Source organism: Bombella sp. ESL0385, from assembly GCF_009725755.1.
Classification (GTDB): domain Bacteria; phylum Pseudomonadota; class Alphaproteobacteria; order Acetobacterales; family Acetobacteraceae; genus Bombella; species Bombella pollinis.
Genome location: NZ_WNIJ01000001.1, coordinates 1 through 19,756, shown reverse-complemented (window position 1 = coordinate 19,756; position 19,756 = coordinate 1). Strand labels below are relative to the sequence as shown.

Here is a 19,756-nt window from a genome sequence, read left to right as displayed (position 1 = left end):
CCTGAGCGCATCCCTCCTGCCCACTGAGCGAAGGGCTACTAAATTATAGTGAAAAAACAACCCTTAGCTAACAAGTCGCAACCTTTGGTTTTTTGTGCGAGAGGATGTTTTATGCTCATCTGGCCCAAAAGGAAGCATGGGCGGCTCTTGTTGTTTATCGTTAGAGTCCGCTGGAGCATCAGGCATATGATGACCAAGATACGCATCCGATAACGCACGGAAGGCATAATCTAGCATAGAGGTCGCATAGCGGGCCACATCATCGCCTTCAACGGTACCGCACGCACCGAAGCGAGAATAAGCAAATTGCTCGACAAACATTTCTAAAGGTACACCGCATTGCAGGCCAATACTCACGGCTTGGCTGAAGCACTCCATCAGGCCGCGTGCCATGGGGCTTTCCCGTGGGGGAGCGAGGGATAGGGCGGCGAGGCTGCCATCTTCAAACTCGCTGGTCCGCATAAAAAGGCGATGCCCGCCAATGGAGGTGCGCTGGCTAAAGCCGCCTTGCCGCATGGGTAAGGGGCGGCGGACGCCACGGCCTAGCTTGTCTTTTAGGTCATCTATTTCTGGCTCAGGCAGAGCAGGAAGATAATCGCAAAAAGGCATAACAGCTTCATGCATCTGTGCATGAGCTTCCGCACCGGCGGGATGAAGTGGGCTTTGTCCCTCCAATGTGAGGGCTAAAGCGGCCTCTGGGGAGAGGCCCTTATGGGCGAGGCGGTTGAGAGTTGAGGCTCGCAATGTGCCGTGTTGCGTAACAAGGGAGAAAATTGGCCCTAAGCCGCAGGCTTCGACATCAAGTAGAGCATCAACCATGCCGGGGCTAGAAAAGCCCGTCTCGATAGGGCTGAGGGTGGTTACGCTCTGTAGTGCGCTAGTGATGGCGATAGCGGTCTTCTCAATTTCTGGATGATGAGGGCAGTGGAAGGCCTTAGCCGGTTTTGCTGTGCCAGCACGGGCAATGAGCTGCGTAAGATGGCTTATCGCTTTGGCAAAATCACGCCCTTCTGTGCTGTCATATTCCATACCAAGGGCGGCAAGGCAGGCATCAAGGTCGCTCAATAAGATTAGCCCGACAGGCCCATCATCATGGTGAGCAGGGGCAGGATCATCAAAGAGGGGAAGTTCCCCACTGCGATAAGGCCGCTGCGCTGCGTCTAACCGGCGCAAGCTATCGCAGGCTAATTTAAGGCAAGCGGCAAAATGTTCAGTTGCAAAAAGACCATCCTGCACAAAGCCGGAGAGCCTTACAATAAAGCCCGGTTGTCCGTCAGGGTCATTGCGCCATAGGGCAGCATTGGGGGCCATTTGCTGCATTAAAAGCAGATACGATAAGCTCCGCCCCGCCGGTGGGGTCCCTTGGGGGGTGTGGGGTAAGAGCGGTGTAGAATCAATAAGGTCCACCCAGCGCGCGGCTTCACTTGCGAGGCGGATAGGCCCGCCTTCTGCCGGGGTGAGCTGGATGAGTGCCTGAGCGGCATCATCACTCCACACAGAGGGAACGGTCACCGAACGCAGGTTAGAGCTGTCCGAGTCTATGCTTATTTGAAGCGTTCTCATATGAACGCCATTCCAGTGAAGATGCGCTTTCATGATGACGAGTCTAGTCATGAAGCAGTGAGGAGGAAACCATCCTTAGAGGGGGATAACGGGCATAAGCGTTCAGGAAAACGGGGATATAGTGGATAACTTTTTATCAGCCCGTAAAAGAGAAAAATGCTGGTGAGTGTGGCAGGGGATTGGACGTAACGCGTGGAGTCCGCTAGAGCGTTAAGGACATTCACGCATGTGATGGTTTTGTGACGGTAAAAAGGATAGAGCGATGGTTACGGGCAATGTGGGGGATATGGCCGTAAGACGAGCTGGAAAGGACCGCTTAGAACTCGCTGTAGGGCTTGTTGCAGCAGGTGTTCTAGCGGTGTTAATTGTCATTGCCTTTATCGGGCGGCAGCATCCACAAGACCGGGGCTACCCTCTCCATGCGGCATTTAGTCATATTGATGGGCTTGGCGTGGGGTCGGATGTCCGCCTTGCTGGTGTGACAGTGGGGCATGTGCGGCATTTGCAGGTGGACCCGCATAATTTTCAAGCAGAGGTAACTTTCAGTGTTGCGCCGAATATTCAGCTCCCGGCTGATAGCGGTGCGATTATTACTTCTGATTCTCTCTTAGGGGGGAAATATATTGCCCTCACCCCTGGCGGGGATGCGACCATGTTAAAAGCAGATGGTGTGATTGGGGAAACGCAGGGGGCGATTAGTTTAGAGCAACTTTTGAGCAAGTTTATTTTCTCCGTCACGGATTCATTACAAAAGAAGGCTCCTCCCGCCACGCCGCCTACCGAGCCAAATCCTTCCTCAGCACAAGCCCCTGCTCAACTGACCCCGTGAGACCATTTTTATGGCAGAGCAAGACTGGCTCGATAGTGCAGGGCAGCCGATACATTGTACAGGTAAATTGCGTGTTTTGCGGGAGAATGAGGAGGAGTTACGGCAAGTTATTAAAGAGGCTTGTGCGGATGCCTTATTGATGGATGTAGCCCCTGCTTATTTGCGCCAACATATGGAGCAGCTTATGGCTGCGATAGTCGCAGAGGCCATAGAGGGCACAAAAAGTACCAATGGTGCTGATGCGATGGAACAGGGGGAAGGATGAGGGTTATGGGCGTAAAAAAGCGGCGTTTTAGGGGGCTGGTGGTCTGTTTGTTAGGCTCTATGCTGGGTGGGGCGGTATTATCCTCCTTGCATGCTGAGGGTGTGCGTGCTGTAGCCCCTCCTGCGACGTATCCCGCAACAAGTTGGCAGGGGCGTAATCAGGCGGTGATGCGCATTATGCGGCGGTTGGATTCTCATGTCGGGCTTGTCTCGCTGCATGTTGGGGAGGTGGTGCAATATGGCACTTTGTCCTTAACGTTAGAGCGTTGCTTGCAAAAACCTGAAGGCCTTCCCGCCCAAGCCGCAGCGCAGGTAAAGATTGAGGAAAACCAAGAGGCTGGCAGCCCTACATTTGAGGGATGGATGTTTACCAATGACCCCGCTTTAGGGGCTTATGCTGGGGCGTTGTATGATGTGCAGGTCGTCTCATGCGATGGTGATGCTGTGGCCCCTATGGTAGGGCCGTTGCCCCATCCATCTGTACCGTCGGTTGCAACAGCAGGGGCCCCACATGTGGAGGCCGATGGCGAGGGCAAGTCCTCCTCTCCCACGGCAGGGCAGAATGTTCATCAAGGGGATAATGGGGCATCTGGGCCCGTCTCTTTATTACCGCCAACACCTGCCCCAGCACCGCAGGCTGGGCAGGGTGAAGGGACGCAGCCCTAAGGGGATGGTGTGAGGGGATGAAGTGCTTTTTCCACCCCATAGGGGTATGGTGGATGGAAGCATCGTGATGTTTATAAAAGAAGGAGAGGGACATGCTGTTTACGGATAAACAACAGATACGTGCTGTATGGCGTGTCGGAGGGCTTTATATTCTATCCGCCCTCTTTGCTCTTCTTATTGCCTTCATTGCGGAAAATTTCTTGCATATGGTCCCTTGTGAGCTGTGCTTGTGGGAGCGTGGGCCGTGGCGGGTGCTGATAGGGATTGGCGTGTTGGTTCTGGTCTTTTCCCCGCGTTATGCGCGTTGGCTCGCTTGTATAGGGTTGGTGTGTTTGTTGGTGAGTGTGGGGTTAGGTATTTTGCATGTGGGCGTAGAGCATGGGCTTTGGCCCAGCCCCGCGGCGGAATGCCACGTGACCCCTGTCGAAGCGCATGATTTTAAAGACTGGATGGCACATTTACCCGCTCATCCGACTAAACCTTGCGACCAGCCCGATTACCCGTTGGGTTTGCCTGTGTCACTGACGAGTCTTGCGGCTCTTTATGCGTTTGGTGTGTTTGTTCTCGCACTGTGGGAAACATGGCGGTTATTCCGCTTTGTGCGGCAACAAGTGGACGCATGAGATTATAGATAGAAAGCGCGGGAGGGCGGTTATGGCTTTAGATGAGTTCTTATGCTTATACCGGCAAGGCTTTGCACGGGTTGCTGCATGTACAACGCCGATTGCGCTGGGCGAGCCTCATCATAACGCCATAGTGTTTCAGCAATGGTTAGAGCGGTGCCATGAGCAAGCGGTTGCGATTGCGGTTTTCCCAGAATTAGGGCTGACAGGCTATACGTTGGAGGATTTGTTCTTCCAGCAACTGATGTTAGAGCGCAGCCAAGAGGCTTTGTTAGCCTTGGTGGAGCGCACGGCTCACCTCATGAGCGTTGGCATTGTTGGGATGCCATTGCGTTGGGGGGATAGCCTCTATAATTGCGCGGTCATCTTTCATAAAGGCCGTATTTTGGGCGTTGTGCCGAAGATTATGCTCCCACGTTATCGCGAGTTTTACGAAGCACGGCATTTCACCAGCGGGGCGGGTTGTTCTGGTACGATCAGGCTTGGTACGCAAGAGGTGCCTTTTGGGGCCGATTTGCTTTTTGAGGCAGAGGATATTGCCGGTTTAACCCTCGGGGTGGAGATTTGTGAGGACCTCTGGGCACCGCAACCACCAAGCGGGGCTTTGGCGGTGGCTGGGGCGACCGTTATTGCGAATCTTTCTGCCTCTCCCGTAACGGTTGGGCGCGCCGAGCATCGCGCTTTATTATGTGCTGCACAGTCTATGCGGACGAGTAGTGCGTATCTTTATGCCGCTGCCACGGTGGGGGAATCGACAACGGACCTCGCATGGGATGGGCAGCTTTTGATTTATGAGGCCGGGGAGTGCCTTGCCCAATCAGACCGTTTTGCCCCGAAAGGGGATATGGTGGTCGCTGATATAGACCTCGACCGTTTGCGGCAGGAGCGACTCCAGACGGGGTATTTCGCATCAACTCACGCGAAAAACTTTCGCCGGATTCGTTTTGCCGTAAATCCTCCTCTTCAGGATTGGGGGTTAAAGCGTGAGGTGCCACGCTTCCCCTTTGTGCCTTTGCGCCTTGCCTTATGTGAGCAAGATTGCCGGGAAGCATGGAATATTCAGGTCCATGCTTTGTGCCAGCGGTTAAAAGCCGCTCATGCCAAAACAATGATTATTGGCGTGTCAGGTGGGTTAGATAGTGCGCTGGCCCTCTTGGTGGCGGTCAAAGCGGCGGATTGTCTTGGCTGGGAGCGGACGCAAATTATCGCCCGGACCATGCCCGGCTTTGCCACAGGCGGCGAGTCCCTCGCGTTGGCGCATGGCTTGATGGAGAGTTTGGGTGTGCGTGCTGGAGAGCTGGATATCAGGCCGACCGCGCAGGCCATGTTGGCAGCGATTGATCACCCTTATGGGCGTGGCGAAGCTGTATATGACATTACCTTTGAGAATGTACAGGCAGGGTTAAGGACGGATTTTCTTTTCCGTCTAGCCAATCATCATCAAGGGTTGGTCATCGGTACGGGCGATATGTCCGAGCTAGCTTTGGGCTGGTGTACCTATGGAGTCGGTGACCAGATGGCTCATTATAATGTTAATGCGGGCCTGCCTAAGACGCTCATCCAGCATGTGATTCGCTGGGCCTCGGGTCATGATAAGAGCGTATCCCCGGCAGCGCGTGCGGTGTTGGAGTCGATTGTCGCAGCAGAGATTAGCCCAGAGCTTGTGCCGAATCAGGGGCAGGGTGTGCAAAGTACCCAACAAATGATTGGCCCATACGCGTTGCAAGATTTCACGCTTTATTATGTTCTGCGTTATGGATTCGCACCTAAGAAGATTGCCTTCTTGCAATTACATGCGTGGGGCGATGCAAAAAAGGGTGAGTGGCCCCTTAATTACCCAGAGCAAGACCGTATTGCTTATGATCTGCCAACAATCATCCATTGGAGTCGCGTTTTTCTAAAGCGATTCTTTGGCACAAGCCAATTTAAGCGGTCGGCCATGCCTAACGGCCCGAAAGTTGTTGCAGGGGGGAGCTTATCGCCTCGGGGCGATTGGCGCGCGCCATCGGACGGTACGGCGACTCTATGGTTGGCCGATTTGGATGACATCGAATCGTATAAACTGTGAGATGACAATTCCTTATAAGGGGGTTCTGCGAAGGCAAGGTCGTGATAACTGTGCGCCCCTTATTTGAGCGATGATGCAGAAATCATTATGATAAAGTTAATTTTTTTGTGTGGCCATATAATGCCGCAAGGATAGTCATACAAAAAATCTACTAAAATAAAGAGAAAATAATTTTCTTTATCTGGAAATAAATAAGATTTATTTTTATCAAACAAATATATAAGAAAATTTTTTTGTTATTCCTCTCTATCGTTTCAGTATATTTGTGTGATTTCTATCAAAAATGTATCAAAAAATTGCGTATACATTCTCATTATCAATTTTGAAATCGAATAGAAATTACACACAAAACATTTGTAAGCCATTGGTTAATCTGTTATCTGTTGTTAACAGGTTGCGGGTCATTTCGACCTAATTCCGACAGCGTCTCTTAGGAGGGGCTCTTTGTAGGTTGCCATAAAGTTTTCTCACTTCTGACGTGAGGGAGCCACGAAGGTAGGCAATCTTCTCTCTGTCATCAGAGGGCAAGAAGGGGCCGGAATAAGAGCAGCTTGTCAGTTTGGGTCGTATGATTATGTTGTGTAAGGTGTAGTCTCTTGGCAATTCCAACAGTATCAGGTTTGCGGCAACAGTATTTCTTTGGGCTTCCTAGTCAGGGGGCGCAGGATCTCGGTGCTTTATTTGCAAACTCCTTCCAGTCGCTAATGAACCGTTCCGGTTTTGACGATGACGAAGGTGGGATGTCATCCCTCTCCTCTGGTGTGGGTAATGACGGACTTGACCTTCGGCAGTCTTTGGATTCCGATGACGATTCTCAGGCAAGTTTTCTTGGCGGGCAGGATACAATTTCTGCTGCAGGAGATGGGACCAACGGGAGCTCTAGCCAGCTTTCTCTCGGGGGGACGCTAAGCTTCCTCGGTGGTGTTGGCTCCGGGACGCGTTCGGTCGGGGATAATGCCACCATCTTTGGCACCGCTAATAGCGTGTATCATTACGCTCAGCAGGCAACGGATGGGAGCAGCGTGTTCCGTCCAGAATTTTATGGGGCAGCACCGGGCGCAGATAATATTCTGTTTGATGCTTCGAACTCCCATCAGTCTTTGGATGCGCTTGCTGGCCTTGGGGACACCATCAAAGGTGGTGATGCCTCTGATACGATTTCGGTTCAGAACACGGTTAACGGGACCAATGCTGGCGCGACATTAAGCGGCGGTAGTGGGTCTGCTAATCTCTTCCAGTTCCTGAATAATAAGGGCGGGCATTATACCATCGCCGATTTCGGGAAGGCTGCAGGCAATCAGGTTGGGCTTAAAGCAACTCAGCAGGAGATTGGTCAGATGCTTGAGCATCAGTCAATCACTGGTGGTAATGTGACGGTTGATTTGCCAAACGACCAAGGTCAGATTACCTTCTTAGACCAACAGCAGTTGCATCCTAAAGATTTCCATAGCTTCTAATAGATACTCACCCCTCTTCGGAGGGGTGATTTTTTATGAGCTGTATACAGAGCGTACAAGAATGCCGTCCCGATGGGGCGGTATTTTTTATCTTAATTTTTGGGAGAGTCATTGGCTGGGGCGGGAGGATTCGAACCTCCGCATGGCGGAATCAAAATCCGCTGCCTTACCGCTTGGCTACGCCCCAACGCTGGCTCCTTAATATCCCGAACAGACGAATGGGTAAAGGGTGCGTAAGCGTTTTTTTTACATAAGATGTTATAAAATCTCGTCCTCATCTTTGGGGGCGACATAGTCGGGCAGTCCGCCTTCATCCTGTAAGGGAGAATCGGAGAGGTGATGAGAGGATGCCGCTTTGAGCAAACCCAGCCGCTCCGCACGAGTAAGGGCTTGGTCAAGTGTTTGCATGGTCGTAGTGAGGTCTGGTGAGCTGTCTTTCTCCCAACTGACAATGGTACGCGACCATAAGGCGAGCAGAGCATTTTGGCGGATGATGCCTCCCAAGCCGCGACACTCTAGCCCGGCTGCATCGGCAATCCAGCGTAGGCTTTCCATTGTCGTTGCAGCGAGGAAGGCCGCTAGGGCTGGGTCACGGGGGAGAGTGTGCATGACAGCGCATAGTCCTGCACGATAATCTTGCATTGCATCAAAGCGGCGCATGAGGAGGTCAAAAAGCCGCTCGCGCACGGTGGTGCCATAGCGTTCCCCACAGAGGGCCGCTTCATCAATGTGGCGATTCAGGTGTAATAAAATCATCGCTTTAAAGGGGAAGCGTTGGCGTACACGGGCGAGGGGCAAGCCTGCTTCGCGCGCTGCCTCTACGAGGGAGGTACGCTGCCAACCATGCTGCTGAGCAAGCTGTAACGTGGCATCAATCATCGCCCTGTCAAAAGAAGGGTCGTGGGGGGAATTGGTCATCATTATGCGTTTTATGCCTAAGCGTGTGAGATGGACCGATAGAGCGGGTTATGTTCCACCGGTCCGATGGGATGGTTAATCATCAAGCTCGCGTGAGCGTTTAATCGCAGCTTTGGCCGCTTCAGGGATGAGGCGTGGCCAATGTTCTTCCTTCATAAAGACGCTCAAAGCCGCAGCGGTTGTGCCGTTGGGGCTGGTGACGTTTTTGCGGAGTGTTTCTGCATCTTCAGGAAGTTCATGGAGCATCTTGCCAACACCATAAATCATGCCACGGACAAGAGCGCGTGAAGCATGAGCGTCTAAGCCGAAATCTTGCCCGACTTTCTCCAGCAATTCAGCAAGGTAGAATACATAAGCCGGGGCAGAGCCAGCAATGGCAATGACGGTACGGAGGTCCTCCTCATGCGGGACGGAAACAACGGTACCTACTTGTTCCATCAAGCGGATGGCGAGGTCCTTTTGCGCTTGGCTGACATGGGGGGAGGCATAAAGCCCCGTCGCCCCGGCCCCAACGCAGGATGGCGTATTGGGCATGGTGCGGATGACAGGCATATCCGCACGGCCACACCAGCTTGCTAGTTTTTCGCAGCTCTTACCAGCCATGACAGAGAGGAGAGCTGTATGATTCATCCGCTCGCCCAAAACGGTTTTAAGGGATGAGAGCATCGCCTCTGCCCCCGCAGGTTTAACGGCCAGCACGATAATATCGGGTTTTACGTCAGGCGTAATCTCCTCTGGCGTGCGGAAGATGGTGCATCCTGCCGGGGCGTCTTGGAGCTTACGGTCTAGGATAAAGATGCGCGGCGGGGTTGGGCTGCTTACCCACCCACGCATAAGGGCCCCGCCCATTTTGCCGCAACCAACGAGAAGAAGTGCAGGGATGGTCATGAGGAAACTCCAAAAAGGGATTAACGCTGTGAGGAAGGAGCAGTAAGGCTTTGCTCTAGCTCGTCTAAACGGGCTTCTAGCGCAGCGAGGCGATGCTCGGCCTTTTCTTGAGCGAGGCGAGCGTGGCTTGCCATCTCTTGCACGGCCTCAAACTCATCACGGCGGACAAGATGAAGGGAGAAAAGAATCTCGTTAATCTGGCTGCGAATAAGCGTATGAATCTCCTCGCGTACACCAGTCGCGGCAGAGAACGCCGTTCCAGCAAAGCCGGCTATATCATCGAAGAAACGGGGGCGTATGGCCATATTATCAACTCCTTTATAGGTGGTCTTCCAAAACGGACCTATCTGTCTGTCGCAATTCTTTCAGAAGCAAAGGTAGGTCTGTCAACCAATTCTCCCTCATTTCTGTGCGTTCTTATGTTGGATACCGCTTCCTACCAGACTATACAGGAAGAATGATTATCGTCACCGGTGGAGCCGGATTTATTGGGTCTTGTCTGCATCACGCTCTGTTTCAGCAGGGGCGGCGGACTGTTATTGTGGATTATCTTCACGACCAAGGGAAGTGGCGTAACCTTGCCACGCACCCCCCTCATCTTATCGTGCCGCCAGAGGGCTTAACGGCGTTTTTGGCAGAGGCGAAGGGGGTGGAGGCTGTCATTCATATGGGGGCCATTAGCGAGACTACAGCGCGGGATGGTGACCTCGTATGGCAGAGTAATGTTGCCCTCTCTCAGCAGCTATGGCGATGGTGTGCAGAGCAGGAGGTCCCATTTCTCTACGCGTCTTCCGCAGCGACCTATGGCGCGGCAGACCAACCCGCCCTCTTTCAAGATGGGTTGGAGTCTATCGAGGCGCTCCAACCACTCAATTTATATGGCTGGTCTAAGCACGCGTTCGACCTCTGGGTAAAGCGGACGATAGAGGCAGGTGAGCCTACTCCCCCGCAATGGGCGGGGTTGAAGTTCTTTAACGTCTATGGGCCGAATGAATATCATAAAGGGCGGATGATTTCGGTCATTAAGGTAAAATATGATGAGCTCATGGCTGGCAACCCTGTGCGGCTCTTTCAATCAGATAAACCCGGCTTAGCCGATGGCGAGCAGAAGCGGGATTTCATCTGGGTTGGGGATGTGGTGAAGGTGCTGCTCTGGCTGTTGGAGCATCCTACAGTCAGTGGGTTGTTTAACTGCGGGACAGGGCAGGCACGCTCTTATGAATCCCTTGCGCGGGCTGTATGCGATGCGGCAGGGAAAAGGGTAAATATCGAGTATATTCCTATGCCAGAAAGCTTACAGGGGCAGTATCAATCCTTTACGCAGGCGGATATGAAGGCACTGCGTAAAGCGGGGTATGATGCACCCTTTACCAGCTTAGAAGATGGTATCCGCTTTTATATTAAAGATTATCTGGCATCAGGAAGGCCGTATTTGTGACACAACCGCTTATCTTTCCGGGGTTGGACCCGGTGGCGTTTCATCTAGGGCCATTGGTGGTCCGTTGGTATGCGCTTGCTTATATAACGGCATTTCTCATAGCCCTGCCTATCGCACGGAAGTTGGTTCAATTAGGGCCGAAGGTTGCCACTCGTCTCGCTGTGGATGACTTTCTCGTCTATGCCGTGCTTGGCGTATTGGTGGGGGGGCGTTTAGGTTATGTCCTTTTTTATCGTCCTCTTTTCTTCCTAGCTCATCCGTTGCAGATTTTTGCAACATGGCGGGGCGGTATGTCCTTTCATGGTGGGGCAGCAGGGGTCATTATCGCGCTGGCTTGGTTTACGTGGCGGCGGCGTCTGAACTTCCTTGCCTTTGCGGACCGGATTGTCGTGGTGGTGCCTATTGGGTTGGGGCTAGGCCGTTGTGCTAATTTCATCAATGGGGAATTATGGGGCCGGCCTGTAGTCCATGCGGTGCCATGGGCGATGATTTTCCCAGCCGTTGGGCCAGAGCCGCGCCATCCTTCTGAGTTATATGAGGCCCTAACAGAGGGGCTTTTATTATTCATCATTATGTTGATGGCCGTGGGGCGGCCTGTTTTGCGGGCGCGGGCGGGCTTTCTCTCTGGCTTGTTCCTTTTTGGCTATGCGTTCGCACGCGCCTTTTGTGAGCTGTTCCGCCAGCCTGATGATAATATCGGCTTCCTTGCTGGGGGCACCACAATGGGGCAGTTGCTCTGTGTGCCTATGGCCATCGCGGGGATTGCGCTGATGGTCTATGCCTTCCGCCGTCCTGCGCGGGAGCGTGATTGGGTAACGTCATGAGTTTGCCGCCGGTCATTCATTCATCTTTATTGCCTGTCCCGCATGGCTTTTGCTTGCGGCAAGGCGGTGTGTCCCGCGCGCCTTATGAGAGTTTGAATGGCGGGGTCAATACGCAGGATGACCCTACCTATGTGCAGGAAAATAGACGGCGTATTGCCGCACTTGTAGGGGTGGAGGAGGTGCATCTCGCCGCCCTCCAACAAGTGCATGGGGCAGAGGTCGTGACGTTGCGAGGCTCTGAAGATGTGCCGTCCTTCTCTTGTGGTGCTTTACCAGAAGGGGACGGCCTGGTGACGGACTGCCCCACCATTGCACTAGGGATTGCCACAGCAGATTGCGCGCCTGTGTTATTTGCCTCGCATGATGGGCGTGTTGTTGGGGCTGCTCATGCGGGGTGGCGCGGGGCTGTAGCCGGTGTGTTGGAAGCTACGGTACAGCAGATGCGCGCTTTGGGGGCCGAGGGGATTCGCGCCGTGATTGGTCCGTGCATTGCGCCTGCTTCTTACGAGGTCGGTGAGGATATGCGGTGCGCTGTATTGGCTCATGAGTCCTCTGGGGAGAGGTTCTTTACACCGGCTGCACGCACTGGGCATTACCAGTTCGACCTTCCCGCATTTTGTCGTGCGCGGTTAGAGGCTCTTCATGTGCGCGCAGAGTGGGTAGGGCGTGATACCGCAGCGGAATCATGCTTCTTCAGCCATCGCCGAGCTACGCTGAGAGGTGATGGGCGGACAGGGCGGCAGCTTTCTATTATTCGAGCAATTACACCATCATCGTGATAAAAAAATTGTCTTTTGCGTGTTTTTCGGTTAGGGCAGAGCAGCCGTAGGCACCCCTGGAGGCCGTACGGTTATATTCATTTTTAGAACGCAGGAGCGTATAACGTGGCGAAAATAACGACACTGGAGATCTCCCAGCGCGCCAAAGCAGGTAAGGGGGCAGCGCGCGCTACACGACGTGAAGGGCTCGTCCCTGGCGTGGTATATGGTGGTAAGAAGGAGCCGGCCCTCGTCTCCATCGACCCCCGCATCATCATGAAGGAGCTGCATCGCGGTAGCTGGCAGTCTCGCCTTTATCAGTTCAATATTGGTGGTGAGCAAGTTCACGCGCTGATTCGTGATATTCAGTTCCATCCGGTGTCTGATGCGCCGATTCATATCGACTTCCTGCGTTTGGTCCCCGGCCAGAGCGTGCATGTGCAGGTTGGCATCACCTTTACCGGTGAGGAAGACGCCCCCGGCATTAGGCGCGGTGGTGTGCTGAATATTGCTCGTCACTCTGTGGATGTGGAAGTGCCTGTTGAGAATATTCCAGAGCATTTCACTGTGGACCTCAGCAAGCTAGACATCAACGACAATGTGCGTTGGGATGACCTCCAAGGCACGGAGCATGCAACACCAACGCTGCATATCCCCAACTTTGTGATTGCCTCTATCGCTCCGCCAACAGTGGAGGAGGAGCCTGAGGCCGGTGCTGAGGCTGAAGGCGCAGCGGCTCCTGCTGAGTCCAAATAAAGAGGTTATGCGGTTGTGAAGCTCTGGATCGGACTCGGTAATCCGGGGGCGTCAATGAGCCGCAACCGGCATAATATCGGCTTTATGGCCGTTGATGCGATTGCGCTACGCCACGGTTTTAGCCCGTGGCGTAAGCGTTTTCGCGGGGAGACGGCAGAAGGTATGGTCGGGCGGCAGAAGATTCTTCTCCTCAAGCCGCTGACCTACATGAATCTCTCTGGCGAGAGCGTGCAGCAAGCCGCGCATTTTTATAAAATCCCCCTTGAGGATATGACTGTTTTTCATGACGAGTTGGACCTCGCTTTTGGGAGAATGCGCGTCAAGCAAGGGGGCGGTGCAGCGGGCCATAATGGGTTGCGCTCTATGGATAAAGCATTGCCTAGCCCTAATTATTGGCGGGTGCGTCTAGGCATTGGCCATCCCGGTAGCCGGGAGCGGGTGCATGGCCATGTGTTGGGGGACTTCTCTAGCACGGAGCGGCCAGATTTAGAGCGATGGTTAGATGAGCTGGCCGATGCGACTTCATTACTCGCGCAGGATGAGCCAGAAGCCTTTATGACAAAGACAGCTCTGTGGCGGAGCTAAGGTAAATTGTAATATGCGCGTTGCTATGGGATAAAGGCAGACCATAAAACAGCGGCATTTTAGGAAAATGGGAGAGAGTGCATGGGGTTCAATTGTGGGATCGTGGGCCTCCCCAATGTTGGCAAATCCACCTTGTTTAATGCGTTGACGCAAACGGCCTCGGCGCAATCGGCAAATTATCCTTTCTGCACGATCGAGCCTAATACGGGCCGCGTGGCTGTGCCTGATGAGCGGCTAGAGGTCCTTGCTAAAGTGGGGCAGTCCCAGCGTATTTTACCCACGAGCCTAGAGTTTGTGGATATTGCTGGTCTGGTGCGGGGGGCCTCCAAAGGGGAAGGACTTGGTAATCAGTTCCTTGCGAATATTCGTGAGGTGGACGCCATCATCCATGTGCTGCGTTGTTTTGAAGATGATGACATTACCCATGTAGAGGGTGGTGTGGACCCTGTGCGTGATGCTGACATCATCGAGACAGAATTAATGCTGGCGGATTTAGAAAGCTTAGAACGCCGCAAAACAGGTTTGGAAAAGCGCGCCCGTGGCAATGACCGTGAGGCGAAAGAGCAGCTAGAGCTTATGGAGCCTCTATTAGCGGCGTTGCAAGCAGGCAAACCAGCTCGCACGGCCATCCCTGCGGGGAAGGAGGTTGAAGTTGCGCGCCTTCAGCTTATGACAACAAAGCCTGTTCTTTATGTCTGTAATGTGGAGGAGGCCGCGGCTTCTACCGGTAATGCCCTTTCAGAAAAGGTGAAAAAACGCGCCGAGGCAGAAGGGGCGGGCGTTGTGATTGTTTCTGCGGCGATTGAGGCAGAAGTCAGTCAGCTTGAGGAGGAGGAGCGCATTGAGTTCCTCGATGGTTTGGGGCTGAAAGATAGCGGATTGGACCGCGTAATTGCTGCTGGCTATCGGCTTTTGGGCCTGCAAACCTATTTTACTGTTGGGCCAAAAGAGACACGCGCTTGGACAATCACCGCGGGCACTAAAGCTCCCCAAGCCGCGGCCGTGATTCATAATGATTTTGAGCGTGGCTTCATTGCGTGTGAGACCATCGCTTATGATGATTATGTCACCTATAAAGGCGAGGCTGGTGCGCGTGAGGCTGGTAAATTGCGCGTAGAGGGCAAGAATTATGTCGTACAAGATGGCGATGTGCTGCTCTTCCGCTTTAATGTGTGATTGTTATTGATGAAGGCACAGACCGTTCATCGCTCATCGCGTAAGCGTCCTTTAGGGGCAGCAATGTCGCGATTCGGCGATGGGCGGCATATGCGTATCGGTCTCCTTGGGGGGTCGTTTAATCCAGCGCATGAAGGGCATATTCAACTTGCCCGTAAAGCTTTGGCACATTTGCAGCTCGACCAAGTTTGGCTGATGGTCTCGCCGGGGAATCCGCTAAAATCCCGCATAGGGATGGCCCCTTTTGCGCAGCGTTTAGCTAGTGCGCGGCATCTTGCTGATGGGCGGCGCATCATCGCTGTGGATATTGAGCATCAATTAGGCCAGCATTTTACGGTTAAGACAGTGGCGTTGCTCAAGCAGCGTTTCCCTCATTGTCGTTTTATATGGCTTATGGGGTCGGATGGCCTAGCGCAGTTCTCCCGCTGGCGTGGTTGGCGGAAGCTGGCTCATTTGGTCCCCATAGCGGTATTACCGCGGCCTGGAAGTGTCATCCCTGCGCTAAAAGGGCGCGCGAGTTCTGTTTTGCGGCGGTATCGTCATGATGGCAGGGCAGCGTCTCTTTTGCTAAAAGCAGAAGGGGGGCCGGGCTGGACCTTTTTACTAGCCCCTCAAAACGCTATTTCATCAACGGCTTTGCGCGCCATTAGGAGTAAAAACGATTATCACCATGACTAAATCCTCCTCCCCTTCGTCTCATGAGGCACGGTTGGCCCGTCTTTTATCCGTCATTACCGAGAGTTTGGATGAGGATAAAGCTGAGAATATCATTACATTGGACCTGACAGGCCGCGCCGGTTTTGCGGAGCGCATGGTTATTGCCTCTGGTATGTCTGAGCGTCAGATTTCCGCTATGGCCCACCATTTAGAAACCCGTTTAAAAGAAGAGTCGCTAGCTCGCCCGCAGATTGAAGGGGAACAAGGGAGCGATTGGGTTTTGTTGGATGCTGGCGATGTTGTAGTACATCTCTTTATGCCAGAAAGCCGGGAGCTTTACGCGTTAGAGCGCATGTGGGGCGGCGATTTTGACCATGCGGATGAAGAAATCGCCGTTGAGTAAGAGACAACAAGGCGTGGGGCATATGGGATGAAGCTCATCGCCGTTGGGAAGTTAAAAGCTGGGCCAGAGCAAGAGTTACTCGCACGTTATAGGGCACGGCTGCGGCCCAAGCTTGAAGTTGTTGAGGTTGCTCAAGGGCGTGGCTCCCCTACTGAACAAAAACGGCGAGAGGCTGACGCCCTTTTAGCGGCCTGTCCCGATAATGCGTTTGTTATTGTATTGGATGAAGGTGGCCCGCTGATGGATAGTCCCGTTTTTGCTGCAAAGTTACAGCAATGGCAGGAAACAGGCCGACTTGTGTGCTTCATGATTGGCGGGGCAGAAGGGCTAGATGCCGCTATTATTCAGCGCGCCGATGCTCTTTTCTCACTAGGCAAGCTGACATGGCCTCATATGCTTGTGCGTGTGATGCTCGCAGAGCAGCTTTTCCGAGCGCAAGCGATTCAAACGGGGCATCCATATCATAAAGCCGGGCGTCCCTAGGGGGGCGGCTTTTAAGGAAGTTTTTTCTACAGAGGTCTTATTGGAGAGAGCGGCTCGGGGCTTCCTCGCCAAAAATATCGGAAGGAACAGAGGCCGTCTCTAGGTGGGTGTTTTCTGCCAATACGTTACGAATAGGTGCATTGACAGGCTGGCTCCCTTCGCTGCGCGCATAAATAAAGCCATGTGTTGGGTAGATGCTTCCCAAGCGGCCATCATTACCAGCAAGAGCCACGCGAACAGCTGACCAATCATTGGCAGGAGAGACATCCACAACACGCACATTACGGCTGACGCCGTTGGAGCTCCAATGGGATTGGTCAATGAGGATGGTGCGGCTATCAATCTGTTTGCGGACCACAGCGACATGGCCGAGAGGCATGTGGCGTGTGGGACGGAAGCTTAGCACAGCTCCCGCCTCTGGTTGTGTACCACGGGCATAAATCCCTTCAGCATGGCTCCACCAGTCACGTGCATTCCCACGAATATTGAAATCTGTATTTTGACGGACGAAAGCAACACACTGGAGAATATGCCCGTGATGACGGGATGTTCTATGGCTTCCATGACCTGTTTTTATCAATCGGCTTGCGTGACGCGTATAATGACGTGCTTCTGCGTTAGGGGTACAACAGGCCGCTGCAGAAAAAATCAAGCATGATAAAAACAACCGATTACCGGTACGGCGCATGGTGCATCTTCCCGTCTTACAAATCCAAACCGAAATGAATGTCGTTTTACCCGACGATGGGGAGGGATATACCAGAGACTCTATCTTTATGACAAGTTAAATATCAGCTTTTCATGAGCATATAATCTAAACAAGATTTAACATTGGTAAACATAAATAATAAAGAAAGATTTTTGAGAAGAATAAAAAAGACCTTAACTAAATATTTACCAACAATATAGAAAGAGAGACATAATCTTCGATTGTAAAGATGGTGCATATATTAAGCTCGCTTCATTTAACTTTTATTTTAAAGAATATTTTGTCAAAAATAAGGCTCTTTGCCGTGATAAGGGGTCATTTCTTGTTGAATGTCATGAGAGCCTATAAATTATAGGGGCAATATAACATGGATTATAGGTTTTTTCATGACATTAACGCTGCGAAAAGTAACCGTTACACCGATTCGGCAAAATTGCACTATCCTGTCAGACCAGTTGGGTCGTGCAGTTATTGTTGATCCCGGTGGGGAGAGCGTGCGCTTAGCCCAAGAGCTGGAGGGGCTACAGTTAGAGGCGATTCTGCTCACTCATGGGCATTTAGACCATGCAGGTGGTGCGGCAGACCTCAAAAAAATAGTGGAGGCGCGGCAAAAAAGCGAGTTTCCGATTCTTGGGCCCCTCAAGGAGGATTCGTTTCTTCTACAAAGGATTGAAGAACAAGCCGCCACATTGGGGTTAGAGGGGATGAAAAGTGTAGAGCCCGATCGCTTTCTGCGTGATGGGGAGATTCTGTCTTTCTTAGGGTGCAAGATAGAAGTCGCACATATTCCCGGTCATACACCGGGGCATGTTGTGTTTTTATGGCATGAGGAAAAGCTTGCTTTAACGGGGGATACGCTCTTTCGTGGCACTGTGGGGCGGACGGACTTCCCTTATGGGGATGGGCGTCAGTTGTTAGAAGGCATTTGGGAGCGGCTGTTTTGCTTGCCAGATGAGACAGTCGTTTTGCCCGGGCATGGCTTACCCACCACAATAGGTGAGGAACGTCGCCATAATCCAGCCTTCCAACGGTAGGGCTTTAAGGAGGAGAGAGCTGTGAAATTAGGAAAGATAATAGGGTATTGTATCCTTATTCTTGGAGGCTGCTGTGGGGGATTTTATAGTACGCAGGCGGCAGAGCCCATAACACAAGCACAACCTCCTTTACCGTCCGTTTCTTTAACGATTACCGACCAAAAAGGACAAAAACATCCTTTTACGGTAGAGCTCGCCAAGACCCCACATGAGCAAGAGGTTGGGGAGATGTTTCGCAAGCAGATTCCTGCCAATCAAGGCATGTTATTCATTTGGCCGGTCGCGCAAAACACCGCCATGTGGATGAAGAACACTTATGTATCGCTTGATATGGTCTTTATAGATGATCAGAATCGTATTCATGCGATAGAAGAGCGCACAACCCCTTTGAGTGAAGGCATTATTAGTAGTCATGGTCCTGTTCGTGCTGTGTTAGAACTACCTGCGGGTACGACCGAAACTTTAGGGATTGTTGTTGGGGATCGCGTTACAAGTTTTGCTTTGTCAGGCTCCGTAGAGTGAGTAATTCACGGGTAGCGTTCATAACGGGCGTTGCAGGCTTTATTGGCTCTTATGTCGCACGGGCTCTATGTACACAGGGCTGGAGCGTTTTAGGAATCGACACAGAGCAATCAGCCCCCGCCCTAGCCCCTTTAAGGCTTGCTTCCTTACGGGGGATGGCGCGGTTTCAATATGTTAAAATGGATGTATGCGACCAAGACGCTCTCACAACGCTCCTCGCCAAACATACAGAAATTGATACGGTGTTGCATTTCGCGGCGCGAGCAGGCGTGCGGCAATCGCGCCTGAATCCTCATGCCTATATTAAGGATAATATAGCAGGGCAGGTGTCCTTATTAGAAGCATGCCGTGTTTTACCGCATTTAAGGCACAGCCTTTATGCGTCTTCGTCTTCGGTTTACGGACCAGCGACTCCGTTGCCATTTTCCGAATCCGTGCCTTTAGAAGGGCAGGCATCCTTTTATGCAGCAACTAAACGGATGAACGAACTTACTGCGCAGACATACAGTCATCTTTACGGGTTTGCGCAAACAGGCTTACGGTTTTTTACAGTCTATGGCCCAATGGGGCGACCCGATATGGCGTGTTATGGTTTTGCCCGCGCGATTCGGGATGGTATTCCCCTGACATTGTGGGACGAAGCCGGCCTCGCACGGGACTTCACCTATATTGATGATGTTGTAGAGGCGATTCTCTTATTGATGGATACACCACCTCAGCGGGGCACAAGCCGCGTATTTAATGTTGGCTATGGTCAGCCACGCCCTGTGGCGGAGCTTATCAAGGGGCTAGAGGTAGCTTTGGGTCAAAAGGCTATTGTGCAGAGAGCTCCAAAACCATTCGAAGATGTTTTAAAAACATGGGCTGATACAACATTGCTTCAGCAAACTGTTCCATGGCGCGCTCGGACCTCGCTGGAGGATGGCGTACAGAGTTTTGGTGCGTGGTTCATGCAAAACTCACCTTTATGAGAGGAATGAAAAGTTTTTTTCATTTTCCTATTTTTTGGGGTTGCGTGGGTTTTGTGGTGTGGGTATAAGGCGCTCTACCGGCGGCGCTGGGGCGGGAGTTCTGGGGTTGTTTGGGTGGTCATTGAGAATTGAATATTGGTTAATAAGTAGAGACTGGAAGGGAT

23 protein-coding genes and 1 tRNA gene are annotated in these 19,756 nt (G+C 52.4%); 18 read left to right on the top strand and 6 right to left on the bottom strand.

Annotated features, from left to right (window positions below):
• Positions 1 to 63: 63 nt before the first annotated feature.
• Positions 64 to 1,512, bottom strand: coding sequence for a vitamin B12-dependent ribonucleotide reductase (locus tag GM557_RS00120; protein ID WP_266137362.1), 1,449 nt, complete (start codon positions 1,510 to 1,512; stop codon positions 64 to 66).
• A gap of 313 nt (positions 1,513 to 1,825) precedes the next feature.
• Between GM557_RS00120 and mlaD the strand changes: the two genes are divergently transcribed.
• The 6 genes from mlaD to GM557_RS00090 all read left to right on the top strand — a co-directional run bounded on the left by mlaD (position 1,826) and on the right by GM557_RS00090 (position 7,470).
• The gene (gene mlaD / locus GM557_RS00115) at positions 1,826 to 2,392 is read left to right on the top strand and encodes an outer membrane lipid asymmetry maintenance protein MlaD (protein ID WP_155572476.1); all 567 of its coding nucleotides are present in this window, start codon (positions 1,826 to 1,828) and stop codon (positions 2,390 to 2,392) included.
• 10 nt (positions 2,393 to 2,402) lie between these two features.
• The gene (locus GM557_RS00110; protein ID WP_155572475.1) at positions 2,403 to 2,657 is read left to right on the top strand and encodes a hypothetical protein; all 255 of its coding nucleotides are present in this window, start codon (positions 2,403 to 2,405) and stop codon (positions 2,655 to 2,657) included.
• Between the two features lie 5 nt (positions 2,658 to 2,662).
• On the top strand, positions 2,663 to 3,322 hold the full coding sequence (locus GM557_RS00105; protein ID WP_196424550.1) for a DUF2155 domain-containing protein: 660 nt from the start codon (positions 2,663 to 2,665) through the stop codon (positions 3,320 to 3,322).
• Positions 3,323 to 3,414: 92 nt separating this feature from the next.
• Positions 3,415 to 3,945 carry a disulfide bond formation protein B gene (locus GM557_RS00100; protein ID WP_155572473.1) on the top strand — a complete coding sequence of 177 codons (531 nt, stop codon included), beginning with the start codon at positions 3,415 to 3,417 and terminating at the stop codon, positions 3,943 to 3,945.
• A gap of 31 nt (positions 3,946 to 3,976) precedes the next feature.
• A complete protein-coding gene (locus GM557_RS00095; RefSeq protein WP_155572472.1) occupies positions 3,977 to 6,013 on the top strand; it encodes an NAD(+) synthase in 2,037 nt (678 codons plus the stop codon).
• 596 nt (positions 6,014 to 6,609) lie between these two features.
• Positions 6,610 to 7,470, top strand: coding sequence for a hypothetical protein (locus GM557_RS00090; protein ID WP_155572471.1), 861 nt, complete (start codon positions 6,610 to 6,612; stop codon positions 7,468 to 7,470).
• Positions 7,471 to 7,582: 112 nt separating this feature from the next.
• Here GM557_RS00090 and GM557_RS00085 read toward each other — a convergent pair.
• The 4 genes from GM557_RS00085 to GM557_RS00070 all read right to left on the bottom strand — a co-directional run bounded on the left by GM557_RS00085 (position 7,583) and on the right by GM557_RS00070 (position 9,581).
• Positions 7,583 to 7,657 (bottom strand) — tRNA-Gln (locus GM557_RS00085).
• A gap of 71 nt (positions 7,658 to 7,728) precedes the next feature.
• The gene (locus GM557_RS00080) at positions 7,729 to 8,391 is read right to left on the bottom strand and encodes a TetR family transcriptional regulator (protein WP_230880549.1); all 663 of its coding nucleotides are present in this window, start codon (positions 8,389 to 8,391) and stop codon (positions 7,729 to 7,731) included.
• 72 nt (positions 8,392 to 8,463) lie between these two features.
• Positions 8,464 to 9,276 carry a pyrroline-5-carboxylate reductase gene (gene proC, locus GM557_RS00075; RefSeq protein ID WP_155572470.1) on the bottom strand — a complete coding sequence of 271 codons (813 nt, stop codon included), beginning with the start codon at positions 9,274 to 9,276 and terminating at the stop codon, positions 8,464 to 8,466.
• A gap of 20 nt (positions 9,277 to 9,296) precedes the next feature.
• Complete coding sequence (locus GM557_RS00070) at positions 9,297 to 9,581, bottom strand: accessory factor UbiK family protein (protein ID WP_155572469.1); 285 nt, start codon at positions 9,579 to 9,581, stop codon at positions 9,297 to 9,299.
• Positions 9,582 to 9,733: 152 nt separating this feature from the next.
• Here GM557_RS00070 and rfaD point away from each other — a divergent pair, with 152 nt between their 5' ends.
• The 9 genes from rfaD (at position 9,734) to GM557_RS00025 (ending at position 16,356) form a co-directional block, all read left to right on the top strand.
• Positions 9,734 to 10,714: an ADP-glyceromanno-heptose 6-epimerase gene (rfaD, locus tag GM557_RS00065; RefSeq protein ID WP_155572468.1), complete on the top strand. Its 981-nt coding sequence runs from the start codon at positions 9,734 to 9,736 to the stop codon at positions 10,712 to 10,714.
• On the top strand, positions 10,711 to 11,538 hold the full coding sequence (gene lgt / locus GM557_RS00060; protein WP_370513391.1) for a prolipoprotein diacylglyceryl transferase: 828 nt from the start codon (positions 10,711 to 10,713) through the stop codon (positions 11,536 to 11,538). The genes rfaD and lgt overlap by 4 nt, the downstream gene beginning before the upstream one ends.
• Positions 11,535 to 12,317, top strand: coding sequence for a peptidoglycan editing factor PgeF (pgeF, locus tag GM557_RS00055; RefSeq protein ID WP_155572467.1), 783 nt, complete (start codon positions 11,535 to 11,537; stop codon positions 12,315 to 12,317). The genes lgt and pgeF overlap by 4 nt, the downstream gene beginning before the upstream one ends.
• A gap of 105 nt (positions 12,318 to 12,422) precedes the next feature.
• Positions 12,423 to 13,052 (top strand): 50S ribosomal protein L25/general stress protein Ctc, encoded by a 630-nt coding sequence (locus GM557_RS00050; protein ID WP_266137364.1) that lies wholly within the window; start codon positions 12,423 to 12,425, stop codon positions 13,050 to 13,052.
• A 15-nt stretch (positions 13,053 to 13,067) separates the two neighbouring features.
• Positions 13,068 to 13,637 (top strand): aminoacyl-tRNA hydrolase, encoded by a 570-nt coding sequence (gene pth / locus GM557_RS00045; protein ID WP_370513390.1) that lies wholly within the window; start codon positions 13,068 to 13,070, stop codon positions 13,635 to 13,637.
• 81 nt (positions 13,638 to 13,718) lie between these two features.
• A complete protein-coding gene (ychF, locus tag GM557_RS00040; RefSeq protein WP_099026660.1) occupies positions 13,719 to 14,813 on the top strand; it encodes a redox-regulated ATPase YchF in 1,095 nt (364 codons plus the stop codon).
• 90 nt (positions 14,814 to 14,903) lie between these two features.
• Positions 14,904 to 15,491 carry a nicotinate-nucleotide adenylyltransferase gene (locus GM557_RS00035; RefSeq protein ID WP_230873368.1) on the top strand — a complete coding sequence of 196 codons (588 nt, stop codon included), beginning with the start codon at positions 14,904 to 14,906 and terminating at the stop codon, positions 15,489 to 15,491.
• Complete coding sequence (gene rsfS / locus GM557_RS00030; RefSeq protein ID WP_155572466.1) at positions 15,484 to 15,873, top strand: ribosome silencing factor; 390 nt, start codon at positions 15,484 to 15,486, stop codon at positions 15,871 to 15,873. Before GM557_RS00035 ends, rsfS begins: the two co-directional genes overlap by 8 nt.
• A gap of 27 nt (positions 15,874 to 15,900) precedes the next feature.
• Positions 15,901 to 16,356, top strand: a complete 456-nt coding sequence (locus GM557_RS00025) for a 23S rRNA (pseudouridine(1915)-N(3))-methyltransferase RlmH (RefSeq protein WP_155572465.1) — start codon at positions 15,901 to 15,903, stop codon at positions 16,354 to 16,356.
• A gap of 37 nt (positions 16,357 to 16,393) precedes the next feature.
• Here the strand turns inward: GM557_RS00025 and GM557_RS00020 are convergent, their stop codons facing one another.
• Entirely contained in the window at positions 16,394 to 17,044 is a 651-nt protein-coding gene (locus GM557_RS00020; RefSeq protein WP_155572464.1) for a CHAP domain-containing protein, read from the bottom strand.
• Positions 17,045 to 17,451: 407 nt separating this feature from the next.
• Between GM557_RS00020 and GM557_RS00015 the strand changes: the two genes are divergently transcribed.
• From GM557_RS00015 to GM557_RS00005, 3 genes are read left to right on the top strand one after another with little or no spacing between them, the layout of a single operon-like run.
• Positions 17,452 to 18,099, top strand: coding sequence for an MBL fold metallo-hydrolase (locus GM557_RS00015; protein WP_155572463.1), 648 nt, complete (start codon positions 17,452 to 17,454; stop codon positions 18,097 to 18,099).
• Positions 18,100 to 18,120: 21 nt separating this feature from the next.
• On the top strand, positions 18,121 to 18,621 hold the full coding sequence (locus GM557_RS00010) for a DUF192 domain-containing protein (RefSeq protein WP_370513389.1): 501 nt from the start codon (positions 18,121 to 18,123) through the stop codon (positions 18,619 to 18,621).
• Positions 18,618 to 19,592 carry an NAD-dependent epimerase/dehydratase family protein gene (locus tag GM557_RS00005; protein ID WP_266137367.1) on the top strand — a complete coding sequence of 325 codons (975 nt, stop codon included), beginning with the start codon at positions 18,618 to 18,620 and terminating at the stop codon, positions 19,590 to 19,592. Before GM557_RS00010 ends, GM557_RS00005 begins: the two co-directional genes overlap by 4 nt.
• The last annotated feature ends 164 nt before the right edge of the window (positions 19,593 to 19,756 follow it).